20 protein-coding genes and 1 tRNA gene are annotated in these 23,170 nt (G+C 41.9%); 7 read left to right on the top strand and 14 right to left on the bottom strand.

Annotation, left to right across the window (positions count from 1 at the left end; all coding sequences use genetic code 11):
- From QE382_RS07120 to fucP, 4 genes are all read right to left on the bottom strand, one after another.
- On the bottom strand, nt 1–765 hold the full coding sequence (locus QE382_RS07120; protein WP_209577858.1) for an SDR family NAD(P)-dependent oxidoreductase: 765 nt from the start codon (nt 763–765) through the stop codon (nt 1–3).
- 218 nt (nt 766–983) lie between these two features.
- On the bottom strand, nt 984–2,645 hold the full coding sequence (locus QE382_RS07115) for a UxaA family hydrolase (RefSeq protein WP_293938783.1): 1,662 nt from the start codon (nt 2,643–2,645) through the stop codon (nt 984–986).
- Nucleotides 2,645–2,977: an L-rhamnose mutarotase gene (locus tag QE382_RS07110; protein ID WP_209577856.1), complete on the bottom strand. Its 333-nt coding sequence runs from the start codon at nt 2,975–2,977 to the stop codon at nt 2,645–2,647. Before QE382_RS07110 ends, QE382_RS07115 begins: the two co-directional genes overlap by 1 nt.
- Before the next feature lie 10 nt (nt 2,978–2,987).
- A complete protein-coding gene (gene fucP, locus QE382_RS07105) occupies nt 2,988–4,253 on the bottom strand; it encodes an L-fucose:H+ symporter permease (protein WP_209577855.1) in 1,266 nt (421 codons plus the stop codon).
- A gap of 143 nt (nt 4,254–4,396) precedes the next feature.
- Here fucP and QE382_RS07100 point away from each other — a divergent pair, with 143 nt between their 5' ends.
- On the top strand, nt 4,397–5,260 hold the full coding sequence (locus tag QE382_RS07100; protein ID WP_293938782.1) for an AraC family transcriptional regulator: 864 nt from the start codon (nt 4,397–4,399) through the stop codon (nt 5,258–5,260).
- Here QE382_RS07100 and QE382_RS07095 read toward each other — a convergent pair.
- From QE382_RS07095 to QE382_RS07060, 8 genes are all read right to left on the bottom strand, one after another.
- A complete protein-coding gene (locus tag QE382_RS07095) occupies nt 5,249–6,220 on the bottom strand; it encodes an NAD(P)H-quinone oxidoreductase (protein ID WP_307185266.1) in 972 nt (323 codons plus the stop codon). The two genes, QE382_RS07100 and QE382_RS07095, sit on opposite strands and share 12 nt — an antisense overlap.
- A complete protein-coding gene (locus tag QE382_RS07090; protein WP_307185265.1) occupies nt 6,217–8,889 on the bottom strand; it encodes a TonB-dependent receptor in 2,673 nt (890 codons plus the stop codon). The genes QE382_RS07095 and QE382_RS07090 overlap by 4 nt, the downstream gene beginning before the upstream one ends.
- A gap of 225 nt (nt 8,890–9,114) precedes the next feature.
- Nucleotides 9,115–9,642, bottom strand: a complete 528-nt coding sequence (locus QE382_RS07085) for a ferritin (RefSeq protein ID WP_307185264.1) — start codon at nt 9,640–9,642, stop codon at nt 9,115–9,117.
- 325 nt (nt 9,643–9,967) lie between these two features.
- Nucleotides 9,968–10,342, bottom strand: coding sequence for a DUF6686 family protein (locus QE382_RS07080; protein WP_209577851.1), 375 nt, complete (start codon nt 10,340–10,342; stop codon nt 9,968–9,970).
- A gap of 176 nt (nt 10,343–10,518) precedes the next feature.
- A complete protein-coding gene (gene hpf, locus QE382_RS07075; RefSeq protein ID WP_209577850.1) occupies nt 10,519–10,878 on the bottom strand; it encodes a ribosome hibernation-promoting factor, HPF/YfiA family in 360 nt (119 codons plus the stop codon).
- A gap of 14 nt (nt 10,879–10,892) precedes the next feature.
- Nucleotides 10,893–11,774: a tyrosine-type recombinase/integrase gene (locus tag QE382_RS07070; protein ID WP_293938778.1), complete on the bottom strand. Its 882-nt coding sequence runs from the start codon at nt 11,772–11,774 to the stop codon at nt 10,893–10,895.
- Between the two features lie 100 nt (nt 11,775–11,874).
- Entirely contained in the window at nt 11,875–12,069 is a 195-nt protein-coding gene (rpsU, locus tag QE382_RS07065; RefSeq protein WP_209577848.1) for a 30S ribosomal protein S21, read from the bottom strand.
- Between the two features lie 90 nt (nt 12,070–12,159).
- Nucleotides 12,160–12,792, bottom strand: a complete 633-nt coding sequence (locus QE382_RS07060) for an HAD family hydrolase (protein WP_209577847.1) — start codon at nt 12,790–12,792, stop codon at nt 12,160–12,162.
- A gap of 89 nt (nt 12,793–12,881) precedes the next feature.
- Between QE382_RS07060 and QE382_RS07055 the strand changes: the two genes are divergently transcribed.
- Nucleotides 12,882–12,955 (top strand) — tRNA-Ile (locus QE382_RS07055).
- Between the two features lie 79 nt (nt 12,956–13,034).
- Here QE382_RS07055 and QE382_RS07050 read toward each other — a convergent pair.
- Together QE382_RS07050 and QE382_RS07045 are read right to left on the bottom strand one after the other, a co-directional pair.
- Complete coding sequence (locus tag QE382_RS07050; RefSeq protein WP_307185263.1) at nt 13,035–14,063, bottom strand: pectinesterase family protein; 1,029 nt, start codon at nt 14,061–14,063, stop codon at nt 13,035–13,037.
- A 103-nt stretch (nt 14,064–14,166) separates the two neighbouring features.
- Nucleotides 14,167–15,813, bottom strand: a complete 1,647-nt coding sequence (locus QE382_RS07045) for a glycoside hydrolase family 43 protein (RefSeq protein WP_307185262.1) — start codon at nt 15,811–15,813, stop codon at nt 14,167–14,169.
- A 441-nt stretch (nt 15,814–16,254) separates the two neighbouring features.
- Here QE382_RS07045 and QE382_RS07040 point away from each other — a divergent pair, with 441 nt between their 5' ends.
- The 5 genes from QE382_RS07040 to QE382_RS07020 are packed head-to-tail and all read left to right on the top strand — an operon-like array spanning nt 16,255 to nt 23,169.
- Nucleotides 16,255–16,779, top strand: a complete 525-nt coding sequence (locus QE382_RS07040; RefSeq protein ID WP_209577845.1) for an RNA polymerase sigma factor — start codon at nt 16,255–16,257, stop codon at nt 16,777–16,779.
- A 43-nt stretch (nt 16,780–16,822) separates the two neighbouring features.
- Nucleotides 16,823–17,839: a FecR family protein gene (locus tag QE382_RS07035; RefSeq protein ID WP_293882972.1), complete on the top strand. Its 1,017-nt coding sequence runs from the start codon at nt 16,823–16,825 to the stop codon at nt 17,837–17,839.
- Nucleotides 17,826–21,074 carry a SusC/RagA family TonB-linked outer membrane protein gene (locus QE382_RS07030; RefSeq protein ID WP_293882975.1) on the top strand — a complete coding sequence of 1,083 codons (3,249 nt, stop codon included), beginning with the start codon at nt 17,826–17,828 and terminating at the stop codon, nt 21,072–21,074. The genes QE382_RS07035 and QE382_RS07030 overlap by 14 nt, the downstream gene beginning before the upstream one ends.
- Before the next feature lie 19 nt (nt 21,075–21,093).
- On the top strand, nt 21,094–22,473 hold the full coding sequence (locus tag QE382_RS07025) for a RagB/SusD family nutrient uptake outer membrane protein (RefSeq protein WP_209577842.1): 1,380 nt from the start codon (nt 21,094–21,096) through the stop codon (nt 22,471–22,473).
- Nucleotides 22,474–22,515: 42 nt separating this feature from the next.
- On the top strand, nt 22,516–23,169 hold the full coding sequence (locus tag QE382_RS07020; protein ID WP_307185261.1) for a hypothetical protein: 654 nt from the start codon (nt 22,516–22,518) through the stop codon (nt 23,167–23,169).
- Nucleotide 23,170 lies beyond the last annotated feature (1 nt).

Genomic DNA, 23,170 nt, shown 5'->3' with positions numbered 1-23,170 from the left:
TTAATTATTCAATTTAATAAAACCACCATCAATCGGGTAGTCATTTCCGGTAATAAAGGCTGCATCATCACTGCACAAGAAAAGGGCTAATTTCGCAATTTCTTCCGGTTGTGCCATACGGCCTATTGGCTGGCTTGCCGATAACTTTTCAAACATCTCGTCCTCTTTGCCTGGATAATTTTTTGCAATAAATCCATCCACAAACGGTGTATGTACACGCGCTGGCGAAATACTATTGCAACGAATCCCATAGGCCATGTAATCTCGAGCAACAGACATCGACATCGCATGGATAGCGCCCTTGCTCATCGAATACGCGAAACGGTCGGTGATACCCACCCATGCAGCAATTGAAGCGAGATTAAGGATTGCTCCTGAACCTTGCGCTTTCATCAAAGGCACCACAGCAGACAATGCATTATAAGCGCCTTTGACATTCACGTTAAAAACACGGTCAAAATCTTCTGATTGACAATTTTCTAAATTACCAACATGAGCAATGCCAGCATTATTTACTAAAATATCAATTTTTCCGATATTTTGTGCTATAGAAGTAATTTCTTGCTGATCAGTCACATTGCACCGATGAAGCACAGCTTGTCCTCCCGAAGCCAAGATCTCGGTAACTACAGCCTTGCCCCCGTCTTCATTTAAATCCAAAATATGAACTTTTGCTCCTTCTGCAGCAAATTGCAAACTGATCGCACGGCCTATCCCACTACCACCCCCTGTGATAACAGCTACTTTTTGTTCTAATTTTCCCATTTTCTATTTACTTATTAGCGTCAACCCCAAATTTCCTTAATCTGTCGATGCAGCAAATTTCTCGCGTTGACTTTTCTTTTTATGACTATTCAATCGTTTTACTTTCCAATAAAGGCATGTACTTTTTCACCTGACTTTTTCATTTATCGGCAAGTACTTCCTTTACCGATTTTTTCCAACATCAGGTGCTTCCGCGCAAGCCCTGTGGTATTTTATCGCTACAAAGAAACACCTCGACGCCAAGGGATGAAATCATCTTGCCCCAACAACACGGCCTTTGGCTGTATTCTGCCAGAAGCAACTTCAATCACATAATCCAAAATGCGGTGTGCGGCTTCCTCAATAGTTTCTGTTCCTTCGATGATCGTACCACAGTTTAGATCCAGTATATCCGGCATTTTCTCAAAAGTCTTAGTATTGGTCGAAAGCTTTACTACTGGAGCGATTGGGTTTCCTGTCGGTGTACCCAGCCCTGTTGTAAACAGGACAATATTGGCGCCAGCTGCCACCTCTGCAGTGGTACTTTCTACATCATTACCAGGAGTACATAATAGGTTTAATCCCGGGCGGTTAGCGAGTTCAGGATAATCGACCACCGCCATAACAGGTGATGTTCCTCCTTTTTTTGCAGCTCCGGCAGACTTAATGGCATCAGTTATCAAACCGTCACGGATATTGCCTGGCGAAGGATTCATATAGAAACCTGAGCCGTCCGCTTCGGCTTTTGCATTATATATACGCATCAACGACATAAAACGATCTGCTGTAGGCTCATCGATACAACGATCACTCAACTCTTGTTCTACACCACATAACTCTGGAAATTCCGCCAAAATCACAGAACCGCCTAAAGTCACCAAAATATCCGACACAAAACCTAGTGCTGGATTGGCAGAGATGCCCGAAAAGCCATCTGAGCCGCCGCATTCCAAGCCGATACACAATTTGTCCAGCGGAGCAGGTCTGCGTTCATTTTGATCGGCTTGCATCATCCCTGCAAAAGTTGCTTTGATCGCCTTTTGCATAAGTTCCCTTTCGGTTCCCTCTTTCTGCTGCTCGAAAATATATAAAGGCCGATCGAAACCAGGACTTCGTTTTTCGATCTCCGCCTTCAAAATTGACGCCTGCGCATGCTGACATCCTAAACTCAACACGGTTGCCCCTGCCACATTTGGATGCGTGATATAGCCAGCCAAAAGGCCACATAGCGCATCCGAATCCATACGCGTTCCACCGCATCCCATCTCGTGATTTAAAAACTTGATTCCGTCAACATTTTTGAACAGACGGTCGTGCTCTCCCCCACTCGAATTCGCCAGTAGCTCGTGGTTAAGAATGTCGTTAATATCCACACCAGACTTATAGCGCTCAATCAAATCCTCTACCTCGGAAACATAATTATTTGCTTTTACTTTATAGCCGAGTTTCTCCTCAAAAGCAGTTTTTAAAGTCATTACATTCCTGTTTTCACAGAACACTAACGGAATAACCAACCAGTAATTTGCCGTCCCCACAGTACCATTGGAACGGTAAAAACCATTAAAAGTTTTATCCTTAAAGGCCGAAACATCAGGTTTTGTCCAAGAAGTCTTCCGGTTACCCATTCTAAAATCTTCCGAAGCATGACGCAAGTTTTCAGTGGTAATAAGTTCACCTGCAGTTAAAGGGGTATTCAATTTTCCAACTAACACTCCGTACATCAATACTTCAGCATCTTGCTCCATGGGCTGGATGGTAAATTTATGTTTGGCAGCAACAGCTTGCTTTAATGGAAATTCTTTACCATTAAAAACAATCGTTGTTCCCTCGTCCAAGTCTTGTAAAGCGACGAGGACATTATCCATTGGATGGATCTGTAAATAGCGCTGTATAGCCATCATTATACTAATTCAAAAATTTTAGTCATCATTACCCATTTCTCCCCTGGCTTTGTCCCCGGAATTGCAGCCTGATATTTCCACATCAGCTGCTCCCATTCCTGCACCTTTTCATTGGCTTCATCCATAGCTGCTTTTCGCTCAAATGAAAAATCGTCGCCCACTTCCATATTCATAAACAATCTATTTTCAAAACGATAGATTTCCATCTGCAGAACGCCGGCATCCAGAATAGAACGTTTTATTTCTGGCCATACCTCACGGTGATAATCCTCATACTCCCGGATCAATTGCGGATCATTCACGAGATCCAATGCCATAACATATCTTTTCATTTTAACTAATTTAATGTGATTTTAGACTTTCAGTTTCCACAATACTGACCCTTCTATTTTGAAAGGCAAACAACAGAACAACAATAAAACAAACCAAAGGCACAAAATAACCATATTGGAAATTTCCTGTTTTATCAGAGATAAAACCCAAAATTGGAGGTAACAAAGCACCGCCCACAATTGACATGACGATCAGACTGGAAGCCGACTTCGTATCTGCTCCGATCCCCTGTACACCAAACGCAAAAATCGTTGGGAACATAATTGACATAAAGAAAGCGATACCAATTAGCGCATATAAGGTTTGAATGCCTGATCCGAAGATGACGAATAGGGATAAAAGGATGGCGATAAAGGAATAAATAATCAGCAGTTTGGAAGCGGATACAAAACGCATAAAAAATGTACCTATAAATCGTCCTAGCATAAAAGCCAGTCCGGCAAATCCGGCGTAGTCAGCCCCCTCTTTACCCGATATGCCGGCAACTTCCGTAGCAAACAATACCAGAAAACTTAAAACACAAACCTGGGCTCCGACATAAAAGAACTGAGCCACCACTGCCCATCGAACATTTGTGTGACGAAAAGCATGAAAAAAACCTGCCTTACCTTCTTCTTCCGCATCTTTGATATCAGGCAATTTTGTAAAGAAAAACAAGGCTGCGATCAATAAAATCAATATACCCAATACCACATAAGGCAATTTTACAGAAGCTGTTTCGGACTGGATATAAGCCATTTTTGCCTGTTCAGCCAATTGTGCCAGTTCCTCCTGCGATTTAGGCTCATGAGATAAAATAAATTTCCCACCAAAGATCGGAGCCACAAAGGCTGCCAGACCGTTAAAGGACTGTGCAAAATTAAGTCGCTGCGCCGATGAAGCCGGATCCCCCAATATAGCAACGTAAGGATTGGCAGCGGTTTCCAGAATCGTAAGACCACAGGCCACAACAAATAAGGCTCCTAAAAAGAAAACATAACTGATCGTGTTGGCAGCAGGTACAAAAAGAAAACAGCCAATCGCAAAAAAGATCAATCCGATCAAAATGCCAGCTTTATAGCCGTATCGTTTCATAATAATACCTGCAGGAATGGCCATCACAAAATAAGCGATGAATACGGCAGAATCGACCAATGAAGCTTGAAAGTGCGTTAAACTAAACGCATTTCTCAAATGCGGAATTAAGATTGGATCTAGGTTATGAATAAATCCCCAAAAAAAGAATAAGGATGTCACCAAAATCAAGGCAAATGTGTAACTCTTTTTATTCGTCATATCTTTCAAATGGTTATAAGTAGTTATTTATGTAAAATAAGCTTAAAAATCCTAGACAACATTCAAGTATATTATCAAATTATTAAGCTATATTACCATAGCCAAACTCAAATTGGTAACTTTACAGCATATATTTCACAATTATGAAAGCACAGCTGCTTCATTTAAACAGTAACCCTGAGCATTCATTCAATGCCAGAAGAGACAATACCCCGCAATACCACAACCTTTGGCATTATCACGAAGAACTGGAATTGATTTATTTTGCTAAAGGCTCGGGTACTCAATTTATTGGCGATAGCGTTAGGCGTTTTGAATCGGGCGACATCACACTGGTGGGTTCAAATTTACCTCATTACTGGCTGTTTGATGCCATTTATCTGCAGCAGGAAAAAGCAGAATGCGCAGATATCCGTGTACTTCATTTCAAAGAGAACTTCTGGGGAAATGATTTTATCAATTTACCTGAAAATAAAGCCATCAAAGAGCTTATTCGCGTATCCAAGAGAGGCATTTCATTAGCAGCGCATAGCCGATTAAAAACTATGCAATTAATTGATGCTATTTTGACGACAACCGGCACACCACGTATTATTCATTTACTGGAGATCTTAACGTGCATTTCGGCCGAAGAAAAACATGATTTATTGACCAGCGCCACTTTTACCATCCAACTGCAAGATCAGGATGCCAACCGTATGCAGGTTGCGATGCACTTTATAGGTGAAAATTACCGCGACCAAATACGGCTGCATGACCTTGCTTCGCTAACGGGTATGACACCAAATTCATTCTGTCGCTTTTTCAAGTCACAGACCGGAAAAACACTCTTTCAATTTCTGATCGAAATGCGCGTGAAGACAGCCTGCAATTTATTAATAGAAAACAAACAGACGGTGAAGCAAATCTGTTTTGAAGCCGGTTTTCAAAACTTCTCCAGCTTTCACAAGTACTTCAAAACCGTAACCGGCACTACTCCCCTCAACTTTCAGCGATCAAAAGCTTAAGACGATCTTACCCAATAAGCTTGAGTCTTCCATCAGCCGATGAGCCTCAGGGGCCATAGCAAAAGGAAGCACTTGGTATATAGAAGGTTTAAAATGTCCAGCACTGAGCTTGGGCCATACCTGAGACCAGATCTCGTCACGTAGTATTTGCTTAAATTCGCGGTCTCGCGAACGCAGTGTACTTCCAGTTAAAAGGATGCGTTTTTGCATCAATTGCAGCAAATTCAATTCAACTTTTGCGTTTTCCATCGCGTTAATATACACCAGTCGGCCATCGGGGTTCAAGAGACGGATATTTTTCTCAAAATATGAGCCACCAATGCTGTCTAAAATAACATCCACGCCCAGCCCCTCGAGCAGCTGCTCGAAATCTTCTGTTTTATAATTTATAGTTTTGACGGCTCCCAATGATGCGCAAAAACTGGCTTTCTCGGGTGAGCTGACTGTCGTATATACTTCCGCACCAAACAAGGACGCGAGCTGAATTGCTGTACTACCAATCCCACCAGCACCACCATGTACCAAAAAGTGCTCACCTGTCTGCAATTTCCCCCGTCGGAAAACATTGTCCCATACCGTAAAAACGGTTTCTGGAAGTGAGGCTGCCTCGGCAAAGTCCAGATGATCTGGAATAGGCAAACAATGCCCTTGATAGACTTTGGCATAGGTGGCATAGCCTCCGCCCGCTACGAGTGCACAGACGCGATCGCCGATATTCCAGTCGGTGACATCCTTTCCTTTCTCAACGACAATACCAGCAATCTCCAAGCCAGGTATCCGAGGATTTACTCCGGCTGGCGCAGGATAACTCCCTTTACGTTGGAACACATCAGGTCTATTGACTCCTGCCGCTTTTACTTCCACTAAAACTTCGTATTGTCCGGGCTGCGGCATTTCCTCATCGCTAACTTGCAAAACTTCCGGCCCACCGGGTGCAGTAATAATAACAGCTTTCATCATGATTTTTTAGGGTATTTTTGTAATCTTATATTAAGGGAAAGCATAAAATAACGCGCCAGTCGATTATTACGGACATCCAAAATGTCATTTCCTAAGACGACACGCGAAATCCCGGTATTCTGGTTCATTAAATCGAATCCCTGAAAACGCAGCATACCGAGGTTATTCCGTCCAAAAGTATATTCCATATACGCATTGATTATCGTCGGGCTAATATTGTTCCACGAGCTTGAATATCCTGCGTTAAACTTTTGAGAAAGCTCAAGTCCCATCGTAAAATGTGTACCCAAATATGCTTTAGATCCCAGTCCAACAATACCCGAATGCACGGTGATATTATCTTGCACAGGCCAATCAAATGTCGCCCTGTTCAAGGAATAGTTACCATTTAATTCGGCTTCGAAGATATCACTCCAGGTATAGCGAAACTGAATCGCTTGAGTAAACAAGAAGTGTCCACCAAAGCTCTTCTTATCGTTTACATACGAGATATTGTTATAATAATCGGCATTTCCGTTCAAGCTCATCTGCAGGTTATCGGACAACAACGAGGCTGTAAACAGGTAATAACTCTTAACATCATAATATCCTTCTGTGTTGCGATAGGTCGTTTTTTGTATGGTCGAATTGGGATCAATTGTACGGTTGGCAACAATCTTATCATTCACCAGATTAAGAGCAAGACTAGCTTCTAAGTACTGACCACTGCGTGTAATTGATTTCCGGTATTTTGAAACAAAACTATGTGCAAATTCCGATTTTAGATCTTTATTTCCGACCACAATATTTTGTGTGTTGGTATTGTCCACCACAGGTTGTATTTGATAGAAACTAGGTTGATTATTACGCCCATAATAATCCATCGAAAGGTCCTCCTCTTTGCTGAATTTCCATTTCAGTCCGGCAGAAGGTACAAGGTTCACATTGGAATAGGAGGTTTTTATCAGCTTGTCTGTTGAACTTCCTGTCAGTTCCGAAGGCTGAACCGCAAAGCCGAAACTCACTTTCACTTTGTCACTCAGATCTTGCCGATAAACCATACCGACTTTATTGCTTGCAAAAGCATAGTCGTACTTCAAACTCAGCGAATCCACCAAGAGAGGTCCATTGTCAAAGTTGTTGTCAAAAGTGGAACGTCTAGCATCAATCTTGGTATAGTCAAAATCGTAATTGATTTCCAAAGTCCCTCCTAAATCAACGGGTTCGACCAGGGACAGGCGACTTTGGATATTTTTATTTTCACTGCTGGAACGGACGCCTTGATTGAGATACGTCTCCGTTATTCTGGGCAAATTTGAGCTACTATCGATTGCTTTATTAAAGTCGCGGACTTCCTCGTCTTTATCCAAAGAATTAAAGTCAGTATGCAACGTATAAAGCACTTTCCGCCCCGGTTTGGTAAAACTTCTGACATAAAAAAGATCTAAAGCTGCTGCCGGACTTTCCGTAATACTGCCCGCATCATAGTTACCCGTACTACTCAATAAATTATTTTGTATCCTCCTATCTTTCAACGTATTGCTTGTAGCATTGGTATAAGATAATTTGGGCGATATTTTAAGCTGATCTTTGGGAGACAGCTTGATATCAAAGTCCCAGTCCATTTTGTGTGTACGATCAATCGATTTTATGCTGTAGTTTTCAGAATTGCTGATCAAATTATTCCCCCCTTTCCCATATCCGTATATGGACTGCAACAAAGAATTTCCCTGGATGTAATTATTCCGCTGCGTAAAAGAATATTTACCACTGGCGGTCACGTTTTTAGAAAGCGGACTGGAAAAACTGCCTCCTACAGATCCGATTTTATTCAGTCCATCTGTAGGGTCTGCAAAGTCAGCAAGTTCGCCCATTTCCCGCTCCCGCTCTCCACCATTGGGGGAACCGAAAGAAAAGAGGTTTGTGTTGGTATTGTTTACTGATGTGATAATAGAATATTCTCTTCCATCATTAAAGCGGTTCAGCCCAGCACTGCCCAGATAACGATCGACCGAACCACCGCCCAATGTGGCCTGTCCAAAAGTAATTTTCTTCTTATCATCTTTGAGGACGATATTGAGGATCTTTTCAGATTCAGCACTTTTAATTCCTTTTGCTGTAGCCTCATCCCCATAGAAATCGATCACCTGAACACTTTTTACAAAATCTGCCGGTAGATTGCGTGTTGCTGTGAGCACATCGCCGCCAAAGAATTTTTTTCCATCGACCTTAACGGAGGATATAGGTTTGCCAAAGGCATAGACAGAACCATCCCTTGAAACCTGAACATTTGGCAACGCTTTGAGAGCCTCCTCCAACAGCGCGCGGTGATCGAATTGGAAGGCATCCAGATTAAATTGAACGGTATCCTGCTTATAGACGATAGGTTTATATTTCAGTACAATAACCTCTTTCAGCAGGGATACATGGGGGAACATCGTTAATTTTCCGACATCCAATGTCGCTGTTGTACTATTGTACAAGGGATAGCTACGTTCCAATATACTTAGGCCCAGTTGACTACAACTGATACGAATATCATTACCTTGCACACGGCTGAAATGAAAATAACCTGTATTGGACGTTGATGAGAACAAGGTATCGCGAGAGCTTGTCAGATGGACACTCACACCATTTAACGGTTTTCCTGCTGTATCTACAACAATACCATACACCTCTTTTTTTGACACCTGCCCTAAGGCGCTTTTAGGTAAAAAAAACAAGTTCGTTATAGCTAAAAAAAGTACTAACCGGATAATATTCCCGTCCCTTAGTTCCATCAAACAGACTTTGCGATAATACAATTCAATATAAGAATTCTTAAGCTATTAACGTAAAAAGTTGTGATTTTGTATATAAAAAAACGAGCTGTCGGATAAACAGCTCGTTTTTTTTATACCTATTCTTAAAAATTACTATTCACCTGGAAAACTAACTTTAAGAAGGTGTTTGTCAATTTCCCAACGGCCAGTACCTTCTTCACCGATTACATCGAATAATTCAAGAATGCGTCTTGCTACATACTCTTCTTCCACCTGCTCTGCCAAGAACCATTGAACAAAATTAAAGGTAACATAATCTTTTGCTTTCGCACATCTATCAGCGATGTTATTGAATTGTTCAGTAACAAACATTTCCTGCTCCAGTGTTTGTTCAAACACGCCACGGAACGACTCAAAATCTTGAGGAATACCGATCACCTCTGGAGAAATTGCACGTCCACCACGATTGTTGATATAATTGAAAAGCTTCAACATGTGTTCACGCTCTTCGTTGGATTGCTTTGCAAAAAATTCTGAAGCGTTTTCCAAACCTTGATCATCACACCAAGATGACATAGCCAAATATAATGCAGAAGAGTGAGCTTCAACTTTAATTTGCGCATTCAATATATTTTCGATCTCTTCTTTCAAAGAAGATTTTAATTTCAATAAATCTTTCATATTTACCTTAAGTTTAAATTCTAAAACATGCACAGGTGAAACACATCCTCACCTGATTGTATCACAAAGATACAGCAGAACTTTAAAATTTGTATCAAGAATATGTAATACGAATTCAGTCTAAATTAGGCCAGGCGAGCACAACTTGTTTAGAATCAATACAATTACAAATACGGCTCATCAATACTTTCGATAAGCGATCAATTAAAACGATTGGAGACATTATTGTTGAAAATAGTCTATGGCAACAAAAGAGAAAGGACAGCAGTATGAACTGCTTGTTTAAAATAAAAATTGACTTAATACGATTCGTCTGATGTATTGACTACGCAAAAACTGCAAATGGCGAAACCTGAAGACACGTTCTGATTACGCTATTCAGCTCGATCATAAATTTAGCTCCGTCTAATAATTCACGTAACTGAAGCACATCTTCTACCGCTAAGATGAAGCATCTTTCCGTACGGAAGGGCATGATGATTTCGAAATCCGACGAACGGGTAGTGTCATGAAGCATATGTTCGACATCAATGGCATCTATACGTTTTTTGAACATTAAAAAATCAGATACCGAGAAAGAAGTAGTCTCCTTATTATATTCCAACCAGAAACAATTTTTGCGGCTACATTGATAGACTTTACCTGTTGTAGTTGAAAAAACTTCCTCCACCTGTGCTAACGGACAAACCAATTCTGACATTTTTATTTCGCTTATCATTTAAATCGATCAAAAATAAATATTATTTATAATCAATCCAAGTAAAACTGTAGATTATTTTGATTTAATATAAATAAGCCTTTTAATCCTTCATTATCCATAAAAAAAGAGGCCAGTTGATACTGACCTCTTACATGAATAACTTTATTTTATCGTTTTTAATCGTATTCTTCTTCCTCTTCTTCCTCCACTACAAGAACGTCATTACGACTATTAATTACGGTATTTTTTGTTTTTGTTTTATGCTTATTTATCTGTCTACGAAGAGATTCCACGGCAATATCTGTTGCCTCTTCAAAACTTTTTGCCTGCCCCTTTGCAAATAGCTGACTTCCTGGGATATTCAATTTAATTTCCGAAATTTTGTTTGCCTCATCATCGACATTTTCCAATCGCAGATAGCATTCGCCACCAATAATGGAATCCAAAAACTGCTCCAATTTTCCTGTTTTCTTTTTAATAAAATCGATTAGCTTTTGATCAGCAGTAAATCGAATAGATTGCACAGTAATGTTCATTTTTCCTCCTTTTTTTAAGCTTTTGGATGAGCTTGTTTATAAATTGACTTCAATCGTTCTGCTGAGTTATGCGTGTATACTTGTGTTGCCGCAAGTCCTGCATGCCCCAGCAGCTCTTTAATTGCATTTAAATCTGCCCCATTATCCAATAGGGCTGTTGCGAACGTATGCCTCAAAATATGAGGACTTCGCTTACCTTGTGTGGAAATCAGTGTCAACTGCCGATGTACGATATCGTAGATCAGCTTGGCGTATGCCGGCTTCCCCTCTTTAGTAACGATCAGTAAGCTATTATTAGTATCAACAAATTGTGTCGCTTTTTGTTGTAAATAGTTTTTCAATTCTTTCAATAAAAGATTATTGATCGGAACGAGGCGTTCTTTGTTCCTTTTACCTAATATAAGAATGTTTTTATTAAAAAAATCAATATCCTGTTCTTTAATTTTCAACAGTTCCGCTAATCGGATGCCTGTACCAAACAATAATTCCATCACCATATAATCACGGCAGGATTCAAATCCATCCTGCTCCTGCTCCATCTGATCCAATAAGCGCACCAATTTTTCCTTTTCGACAACTACCGGTAATTTTTTAGGAGTCTTTAACGCTTTAATAAGTGTCATGGGATTTTTGGCAATACATTCCTCACGTTGCAAAAATTTAAAATATGTTCGCAATGCAGACATGCTTCGGTTTACGGAGCTGGCATTCTTTCCAGATTCCACCATTTGCGCAAAATAATGCCGCAAATCACGGTACACGATATCCTGCACCATCAGTCCTTCCCGACCCAAAAAAGAATGAAACAGATCCAGCTCATGCTTATAAGCGACAACTGTGTGTTCTGAATATCTTTTTTCAATTTGCAAAAACCGAATAAACTCCTTTTCCAACATTTTTCCCTTGCTATATGGCTTAAATTACAAACTTAAAAGCACAAAAAAAAGGGAAAAGCATTGCTTTTCCCTTTATATTTTGAAATTATCAACGAATCAACTAGTTAGCTAGATCTTGATTCAAAGATTGTTTGTAAATCGCTTTTTTCACTTGAATGCGACGAGTTACAGATCTCTTTTCGTAAGCTTGACGTGAACGCAACTCTCTTAAAACTCCAGTTTTTTCGAATTTCTTTTTGAAACGTTTCAATGCTCTATCTAAAGATTCTCCTTCTTTTACATTTACGATAATCATGCGTTATATATACCTCCTTTCGCCGCTTTTAAATTTAAAGTGGGACAAAGGTAAGCTATTATTTTTAAAAAGGGAAACAAAATTGTTTTTTTATAACAATTTGAATTCTTCCAGTAAAATCTGAAGGGGTTTCTCTTTGGTACACAATGCCGTATGCCATCCCAACTGATTAGCTGTTGCCAAGTGCTGCGGACTATCATCGATGAACAAAGTTTCTGCAGGGTCCAATTGTTGTTCTGTCATAACCAACTCAAAAATCTCCGCATCAGGTTTACGCATTCCCACCAAATGAGAGTAATAGGTCTTTTCAAAAAAAACTTCATTGTCTGCAACGCCATATTTCTGCTGGATATCATTCATACAATAGGCATAGTGAATAGCATTGTTATTGCTTAATAAGAAGGTCCGATATCGATCTTTCAACTGAAGTAAAATTTCATGATTACCTTTTGGTACACCAATCAGCAGGCTATTCCAGGCAGCGTCTATCTCGTCGTCCGCCAATGCCGAATTTTGCGCCAATTCTCTTATTCCATCCCGAAATTGAGCCGAATCAATTTTTCCTTTATCAAAATTATCAAAAAGTGCACTTTGACCATGATGTGCAAATACAGCATCTACATTCCCTATACCTAACTGAGTAAAAGCATCTTTCAAATTCACAAAGTCGATCATAAAGATCACATTCCCATAATCAAGAACAATATTTTTAATTTTTTCCATCGAATTATTTTGAAATATCGATACAAATATCGATAATTGCATCGTCAAAAGTGCACAACAGCTGTTTAAATTGACAAAATTACAGACCTGCTCCTATAGCTCAGTCGGTTAGAGTAGAAGACTCATAATCTTTTGGTCCCTGGTTCGAGCCCAGGTGGGAGCACAAAGCAAAAAAGCGGATTTTCTAGCTAGAAAATCCGCTTTTTTGCTTTATCATACCGACCGCCTTTTTGGTGCAACAGCTACGGCGTGATCATCTTTTTAACGTTCCAATCGCCCAGTACACGATCCAGCTTATATATATCCCGTTTTTTTTCCGGAAGCTGATGTGACCATTCCACACGCTTGGAGAGATTCAATGCCCCGGCTCCTTTCGATCCCAATTCGGCGTAAAACACGGTTTTATGCTTATCTGGAAACAAGCTATCACCCTTCCATTCATTCCACCCTTCAGGAACAATATGAGCTCCCAAAGTACAATCTACCAACACCGTATTGGCGTAGGGACGCCATGGTCTGCCGAGAAATACTTTATCGACAGCTGCATCTGCAGCGACAAAATCACACTGCTCAAAGACATAACCGTACTTTTGCCCCTGAGGTGTAGCAGCAGCTGTGACATACGAATTTCGCAGGGATAGAATCCGGCATTGCTGAAAAAATGCAATGCCCGGCCCGAAAATAAAATCTGTTGTTCCGCTGATACTGCAATCGAAAAAATAGCTCCTTGCACCGCTTTTACCCAGATATAAAGTATCCTGAAAACCCAAAAGACGGCAGTTGACCAATGCTATCTGGTCACCTTCCAGATGAAGTGCCACCGCCTGCCCCACTGGACCAGCTGCATTTTCGATCGTTAAATCCTTGATGAGCACCCTACTCCCACGAACCAATAAGGTATAACTACTGAATGTCCCAAGCGTAAGATCCCCTCGCTCATCTGGACAGTCAACCTTCTTACCCGCATAATCATTAAATACAATCTTGGTATCGATAGCATCCTCACCTATAAGCTCAATATTTTCGATATACGTTGGGATCACTATTTTTTCATGATAAATTCCTTTCCTGATCCAAATCCGAACGGCCTGTTCACCGCGAAAAGCACGAACTGAATTTACTGCAGCTTGTATACTTGTAAAATCACCCTTTCCCTGTTGGTCTACTGTAATCAATTCGGGAGGAGCAGCCCGCCCACCTAGCACGGTGAACAGTATACCCAACAGTACGCCGACAGGCAGCATCTTAAATACATTTATTTTTCTCTTCATGAGTGTGTTTTTAGCATAAACCCTATTGCTGAGCTTATTATATTATCATACAATTTCAACTACCCTAAATAGTCAATAAGGCTAAAGTAGGATAGCATCATCCTTATTTTTCTATTCTAAACCAGTCTACTTCAGCATAACCACTATCATTGCTGTGCTTTTCTCTACTTGCATAGAGGCCTAATGCTGCACCAACCCACTTCCCTGGCTTAGCCTGAAATTGACCTCCCACGGGTATATATCTTTTGCCATCCAAACTATATGACCATTGACAGGAATTTCCATCTTTGACTACTACACGGATATACACAAAGTCATCCGGCAAAGAAGAAACGGACTGCACATTTTCCGAATGACCAGCATAGGCTCCTGAACAACGACCAGAGTAAAGTTGAAATTGACCTTTATCTTTACGTATAAAAAGCTGGGAATAATCTTCACCGACCACCACCAGTCCTGCTTTTTCACCAAGTTCCTTCTCATTGGGACGCAGTCGTATTTTTGCTGTCGCATTGAAATTTTCTGCAGGAAACTTTTGCGTCATAATATAAGGCGCCGACATTAGGTTTTTACTGCCTTGAGGCTCTTGTTGGCTATAGAGCCGGAGCTTACCCTCATGTGATGGCATAAGCCAAGTACCATCCGGATTAGCCTGCCATTGCCACTGCAATCCTAAATGAGGAGACTCAAACTCGTCCGATTCCCGAGGATTGACCGGAGCAGAGACCTGCTTTCCGACGTTAGGTTTCCTATAGGTAGTCACGGGGGTACCTATGCCATTTCCATCGCTATCCTCGCCGATGATGGGCCAATTCTCTTTCCAGACCATCGGCTGAAGATGCACCACACGTCCCAGGGCTTCTTTATCCTGAAAGTGGAAAAACCAGTCCTCCCCAGAAGGAGTATCTACCCACGCACCCTGGTGCGGACCATTAACTGCCGACTTGTTCTGCGCCATAACCACCTTACGCTCATAGGGCCCATAGATATTTTTCGAACGCAAAACCAATTGCCAGCCCGTGGAAACCCCACCCGCTGGTGCAAACAAAAAATAGTATCCATTCCTCTTATATACTTTGGGCCCCTCAATTGTAGGGTCCAATTCATGCCCATCATAAACAATTGTACCGCGATCCAATACACGAGTTCCGTCAGTACTCATCGTTGCTATTGCCAGAACACTTTTCAAGCCTGCACGGCTCCCCGCATAGGCATAAGCTAAATAAGCACGACCATCTTCATCCCAAAACGGGCATGGATCGATCAATCCCTTTCCTGGGAAAACCAACGTTGGTGCTGACCATGTTCCCCGGATATCCTTTGTTTTTATCTGATAGATTCCAAAATCCGGATCGGGATAATAAATATAAAATTCGCCATTGTGGTATCGAATTGAAGGTGCCCATACTCCTCCGCCATGTTGCACGCTACGGAATACCGCTTCGGGCACTTGCCGCTGCAGCGCATGACCTACAATCGTCCAGTTGATCATATCTCTGGAATGTAGAATAGGAAGGCCTGGACTGTGATGAAAACTGGAGGCAACCATATAATAATCTTTCCCTACACGGATCGCGTCCGGATCGGAATAATCAGCATGGATAATAGGATTTTTAAATTTTCCATTTCCAAGATCCGGACGCCACACCTCAGAAGTGTAATTCTGTCCGAATGCCAATAAACAGCTAGTCAAGGTCATATAAGCGATCAGGCAACTCATTCCAATCGTTTTATTTTCAATTCTTATCATAAAATTCGAGCATAAAATATTCATTTAAATTCTTAAGCTCATTTCTATAGCCAGCATGCTATGAAATGACGCCTTAGGTTTATCTGCTACTTTTTAAAAATTGGTTACCAGTTAAAAATAGCTTTTTACGAATGTATTCTACTATTTTTTCTACGCAAACGATCTCAAAAGAACCATCGGAACCGACCATTCAACCTGCTTAACTAGCAATCGTCTTTGAACGCACCAACCGCCAATCATACGCTATTGACCTTTAAGGCTTTTGCGGCAACTTTTTAACAATAGTCAAAATTTAATCGACGGGAAGAATGAGAAATACGTTTGATCTAAGCTAGGTGATATCAACAGCAAGAGGCTAATATATCCATTCAAGCGCGATCCAAACATCAATCTTATTTGTAATTATTCTAAATAAAAATGTAGATTTGCGCCATTCACACCATGAGACAACATTGGATAGCTACATTGAAAGGGTCGAGTGAGGCCTTTGAATCCTTATATGACTTAGTATACAGAGAGCTTTTTGCCTATGGCATGATGCTAGGATATTCGCGTGAAGCCGTAAAAGATGGTATACAACATCTATTTTTAGAATTATGGGAAAAACGTGACCGCCTGCCTCCTGTCGATAATATCAAATCATATTTGATGACATGGTTGCGCCGTATTCTGAATGACCGTCGGTTATTGGATGAAAAATTGGCGATAACAAATTATCGGTCCAATGACAATGCTCCTTCACACGAGACGGTCCTCATACAACAGGAATCCATTCGCGAAGCGAGTACCCGTTTAATTCAAGCTTTGGAATCCCTCACCCCGAAACAAAGACAGGTGATTGATCTCAGGTTTTTTCAAAACAAGTCTTATGAACAAATTGCATCTGAAACTGGAAATAGTCAACGAACAATCTATAACCTTGTTTATGAAGCCATTAAGGTTTTAAAGAAAAAAAATGAAAAATAATCCGGTAAAAAACTGGATTTCTCTCCTCTACACTCATATATACATGAAAAAAATTTACAACGATAGCGTTGATTTAGTAACCGATGAGAGTTTTGTGTCTTATCACAATGGAAACGCAAAACGAGCGGAAATTCATTTTTGGACGACATGGATTGCAGAAAATCCAGATAAATTACATCTTGTTACTGAAGCAAGGACGATGTTGGATGCCCTAAACGTGCATATCAGCGAAGGGGAATTGCAAGTTGAAAAAGATAAACTATTTGCAAAGCTGGAAAGCAAAGCAACTGCAAAAACACATCAGCTAGGAGGAAAATGGCGATGGATTGCTGCAGCTTCTATCCTACTCATCGGTGCATTTTCATTCCATCAGATTTTTCTTAAAGGCACGACTCAACCTACGCTCGCCTTACATCCTACCTCTACTGAAGAATGGCTTCATGTCGCTACCAAAAATGGCAGAATGATCAAGGTTAACCTCAGTGATGGAAGCCAGATTACGTTGATGGGTGGAAGTACACTACATTATCCAAAACATTTCAGTAAGGATACCATGTGTGTTCTGCTGAACGGTGATGCACACTTTAATATTTCAAAAAACGCAGGCCGCACATTTGCAGTAAAAACAGATAATGCCTTAGTGACGGTATTGGGGACACAATTTTTGGTGGAGCAAGTTGATTCAAAAAACACCCGTGTAAGTTTGTTTTCCGGAAAGATTAAACTGACCAACCGCAACAATAAAAAACAAATTCTGCTCAATCCTGGGCAACAGGGGTATGTCACCACTACGAATATCCATCTCGATAAATTTGCGCCCACACAGATCAATAATTTTCCGGAAGGTATTTTACATTTTCAAAATGCTCCTTTCGCTGAAGTCGCCCGGAAAATGACGCAATATTATGGCATCCACCTCTCCCTACGCAAACCCGATGCGCGATGGAGATATACCGGGCATTTTGAGAAGCTGCCTGTTGAGGCTGCACTCGCCGCGATTTGTTTTTCAAAAGAATTGTCATCAAAAAAAATAGCAAAAGATACGTATGTGCTTTATTAAAGAAACAGTAAGACGAACCTTCTTATTGAACACCATTTTCCTACTATCCGCTGGGGCCGTTTCCGCACAAAGCACGCCCGGGCAAGGAACCTTGGAAACTGCTTTTAAATTATTGACCCAGCAGCACGCCGTACATTTTTCCTACGACGCTTCCATCGGACTGCAGCGCCGTGTTCCTCTTCCCACGGCCAAAGAGAACATAGACACGTATTTGTCTAGGCTAGCATCGACACATCAGCTGCGCTTTCAGCGAATCAAACGCTCTAACGTTATTGCCGTCAGCAAGGCAGCTAAGCCCATATTGCTCAACGGTGTAGTGACAGATGCAAAAAAAGGCTTGCCATTGGCCGGAGCGACGCTAATACTTAGGAAAGAAAACAAAACCTATCGCACTGATAGTTTAGGACGATATCGCATACTGACCGCAGCTGAAAATCGCGGCCAGGAAATTGGAATACGTTACTTGGGCTATCAAAATTACGACATTAAGGTGGATACCGCATTTCAGCGGATCAAACTGGTTCCATTAGATCAACAACTTGAGGAAGTATTTGTCAGCAGCACCTACGAAGCACCGAAACTACGCGAAGAGATGATTGGGAGTGTGTATACGATCAGCGCCAAGGATTTGCAAGCCGACCGGCCAATAGAAAGCGTAGATAAAATGCTGGAAGGACTAGTGCCGGGATTATATGTCGAACCCAGCACTTCCCTAGGCACCCCTGTTAAGCTTCATATTCGCGGCCAGGGAACACTGACAAACCTAACAAGCAATACCGGACGATCGACCTCTTCGCAGCCGCTGTACGTTGTTGATGGTGTTGTTGTACAAGAACAGGAAATAGGCGATGCCAATTCACTATTCACGGGGGAGACCTTGCTGAATCCGATCGCAGGAATCAACCCATTGGATATTGAATCCATTTCAGTACTTAAGGATGCTGCCGCAACAGCAATCTATGGCGCAAACGCGGCAAATGGTGTTATTTTGATCACGACCAAATCTGGTCGCAGTGGCAAGGCACAGCTAACAGCCTCTTACAATACCGGGGTCTCCACGTTTATCAACCAAATGAAATTACTCTCCGGACCGCAATACTACGAATTACTGCGAGAGTTTTATATAAATACGGGCTCAACGGCAACTGATGCCTCAAAAAAGGCAGGTAGCAACACCATCGATACCGACTGGTTTGGACTGACGTCACGTAATGCACGTTATGATAATATCAATCTGTCTCTTTCGGGCGGGAAAGGTAAAGATACATATTATCTTTCCATGGGCTACCGTAATCAGCAAAACGCCAGTCCTGGAAATGGTTTGAAGCAATACACAAGCTCTATACGTTATTATAATCAGTTTAGCGACAGGCTTCAAATGACCACCACCATATCGCCGGCACTGATGCGGCGGGAAGGTCTCGACCAATTCGCCAATGCCGCTTATATGCCGCCCAATATAACCCCCTATCAGGAAGATGGAAGTTACAGCACCTTCTTAGGCCTCGTCAATCCAGTCGCAGCATTAGCCGAAAATACGGATAAAGCGTTGGCTTTTACAGGGACCGCACGGATCGAACTGCAATATGCACTTTTACCTTTTCTAAGCTTGCGCGGAGCGATAGGCGGAAATATGCTGCAGTCCAAGCAGGAAACTTTTCTTTCGGGTATCGCCGGCGCCTCCATTGCCAAAGATGGGCGTCTGCGCATCAATGACCGAACGACATACAGCTGGACTTCCATGCTACAGCTTACCTACAGTCCAAAATGGCGAAGTGGACACCGCTTTGTCGGAATTGCGGGGATGGAGCTAAAAGATCAATACAGCAATTTACTAGTTGGGCAGGGTAGCGGATTTACCTACGACCGCGTCATCGCAATCGGGCTCGCAAGCACCAAGACGTCTTCTTCGTCGAAAATCTCGGACGCGACAGTATCCAACTATGTCCAGATGAACTACGACTATGACAAGCGATTTTATGCTTCTCTCAGTGGCCGTGCAGATCAGTCGTCTATGTTTGGTGGCGACAAACAGGTGGCGCTGAATGGAGCGCTTGGATTGGGATGGAATATCAGCAATGAAAAATTTATGCAAGCCATTCAGGCAATAGACTTTTTGCGTTTACGCGGTAGCTTCGGAACGACAGGCAATTCGCGGATTGGATCCTATGCGTCGAGAGGTTTATACAAATTCAACAATGTGACCTATGGCGGACAGATAAGTGCAAGCCCATCTTCTTCTGCGGCGGAAAATCCGGACTTAGGCTGGGAAACGAATATCAAGTTTAATGTTGGCGTTGACCTGAATGCTTTCAATAGGTTACGTGTGGCACTGGATTTATACCGAAACAATATCCGCAATCTGATCGCAAATATCAGTGTGCCACTGGAAACAGGTTATGGTGGTATGCCGCTCAATTCAGGAAACATGTACAATCAAGGACTGGATTTGAGCGTTGCCTACCAATGGTTAAAACAGTCCAAGGTCACATGGAACAGTACACTTATCGGTGGCTGGAATAAAAACAAGGTGACTTCGTTTAATAATCCATTGATTGAGCTGTATGCTGCAAACTCCTCAGATAACATAGGTGCAGGCCAGCGGGTAGGATACAGCGCTACATCATTGTGGGGGATCAGATGGGCCGGCGTAGATCCCAATACCGGGGAGGAAGGTTTCTACACCCCCAATGGTGATGTGGTCAACAGAACCGAAATACGGGCTATGGGGCAGAGCGCCTACCAATTGCTGGGGAATGCGATGCCCGATTTTCAGGGTAGTCTTATTAACAATTTGGGATGGAAGGGATTTCAGCTTACGCTCAATTTACAATATAATCTTGGTGGCAACAAGTTTGTAGCCACAACCTATTTACGGGATGGAAATAGTCTGTCAAACTCCAATATGTCGGTCAATTTGCTGGATCGATGGCAGCAGGTGGGCGATATCACGGCAATTCCAAAGCTAAACTCCAGCTCACCAGTTAATAACTCTTCCCGCTATTTGTACAGCATGACCTATATCAAGCTAAGCAACGCTTCCTTAAGCTATCGTTTGGCCGATCGTTTAATGAAACGGATGGGTATAGGACAGACAGCATTGAGCTTCAATGTAACCAATGTATTCTATTGGTTCAAAGACAAAAGTCCGGCGGGCAGAAACGGCATCCGCGAATACCGATTTATCTATCCTGAGACACGTAACTTTTCGATTGGTTTACGAACCACACTTTAATCTTTCAATAATTCGAGTTATGAACATAAAGACACTAAGTGTTGCTTTCCTTTTGGCCTGGAGCACAATGAGCTGCTCAAAATTCTTAGATAAAGAACCGGAAAACGAGGTTTCGGTAGACCTTATTTTCTCCGATATGCAGGGAGCAAAATCAGCCCTTGCAGGGGTGTACAACAACCTATTTCAGTCGGACTACTACAATGGTGTACGCATGGTTTACCCCGATCTACTCGGTGGCAATTTGACATTTGCCGCAGCGGGTAGAACAACGCTGTTAGATGTCTATTCATTTGAGACTGATGCTGACAATGATACGATGAACAAACTATACAGCTATCAGTACACGCTGCTCAATGCCATCAATAATATCATCAAACGCGTCCCGGCAATAACCAATATCAGTACACTTGAACGCAACCATATCATGGCGCAGGCGTATGGCTTGCGGGCATTGGTTCATTTTGATCTCGTACAGTTCTATGCGCAGCCCTATCTTTATACAAAGGATGCTTCGCATATGGGTATCATACTTGCCAAAAGCACAATTCTCCCCAAAGATGCACAAATAGCACGTTCTACCGTGGCAGAAGTATACCAACATATCGAAAGTGATCTGAATCTGGCTGATTCGTTATTTGCCAATAGCAAAACCGTATTTGAGGGCAATGCCAAAATATACATGAGCCTACAGGCAAGTAAAGCGCTTCAGGCAAGGCTGGCCCTCAATCGCAACGATTGGCAAAAGGCTTATGCCTTCAGCGCCGAACTGCTCAAAGCAAACTATTCCCTTTATAACCATGCTGAGTACATCGACAGCTGGAAACAGGCCAATACCAAAGAATCTATTCTTGAGCTGGCCGTTCCGAGCAATTATTCCGGCAACTCAATCGGTAGTTACTATGTCAAGGAGGCCAGTAATTCCTATTATCAGTTTAGGCCAAGTCAGGATCTCCTCGGACTGTTTGGCCAAGATGATGTAAGAGCAGCCGGTGGGATATTTAAATATCCAACACTACAAACGGCAGTAACTAGTGTCAAGTTGATCCGCCTCTCGGAAATGTACTTGATTCACGCGGAGGCAGCAGCTGAACTAGGCTATACCGATGAGGCTGTTTTGAGTTTGAATGCCATCCGACTCCGCGGTAATCCGAAGCTCGGAGCTTACGTTTTCAATACAAAAAATCTGTTGATCAATGAGATCCTTGACGAACGTCGCCGCGAGCTCTGTCTTGAAGGACTTTTATACCTTGATTTGATGCGCAGGGGGCTATCTGTTAAGCGCAATGACTGTACAGGGACAAACTGTAACGTCACTTTTCCAAATGATCATATGGTATTGCCCATCCCAAAGCAGTCGGTGCTTTCCAATAAGCGCATGATACAGAATCCTGGCTATTAATATTAATCAGCAACACTAAAATACAAATTAATAAAATACGACATGAACAGTTTAAAAGCAATCCTTAAGTTATCCAAATTCGTCACTATCTGCAGTATCCTATTTTCCACCATCTCCTGTAGTAAAGATAGTACCGTGGCTCCGGAGCCAGAATATGTTCCTAAGCCAGACAATAATGCTATCGCTACCTTTACGAGTTCGGATCCTTATTTTGAACTATATATCTACCGTTTTGATGAGGCCACAGAAACCTGGGGAAAACGTATCCGCGCACATTATCCCACAGTGTCTAAAACGGACACCACATACATGGGCTTTACCAATCCCTATGTAACCGATAGTGGAGTCAATCTTTTCCAGATGGTCACACTATACAGCGATAAGATCGGTACGACAAACATCAAAACGGCAGGTATCAATGTAGACCAGGTATTGCAATTCTTACCCGATCAGCATAACAGCCAGCTCGGTAAAGTGACTGTAAAGGAGCAACAGGTAAAAATCTACAAGAAAACCGAAGCTGCCACAGAACGGAAAGATATGGAATTTTTCGAAATCAGTATCAGTGGTGCGGGAACCTACGATTTAAAACAGGGATTAATCGACCTGGAGGTTAATTTTAACGAGACAGCGATCGGTGGATCCAATAAAGTTACCCGTAAATATAAATTAAGTACCAAAGCGTTAGAATTGTAAA

Source organism: Sphingobacterium zeae (assembly GCF_030818895.1).
In the GTDB taxonomy this organism is placed as follows: Bacteria; Bacteroidota; Bacteroidia; order Sphingobacteriales; family Sphingobacteriaceae; genus Sphingobacterium; species Sphingobacterium zeae.
This window is presented reverse-complemented; position numbering and strand designations above follow the sequence as displayed.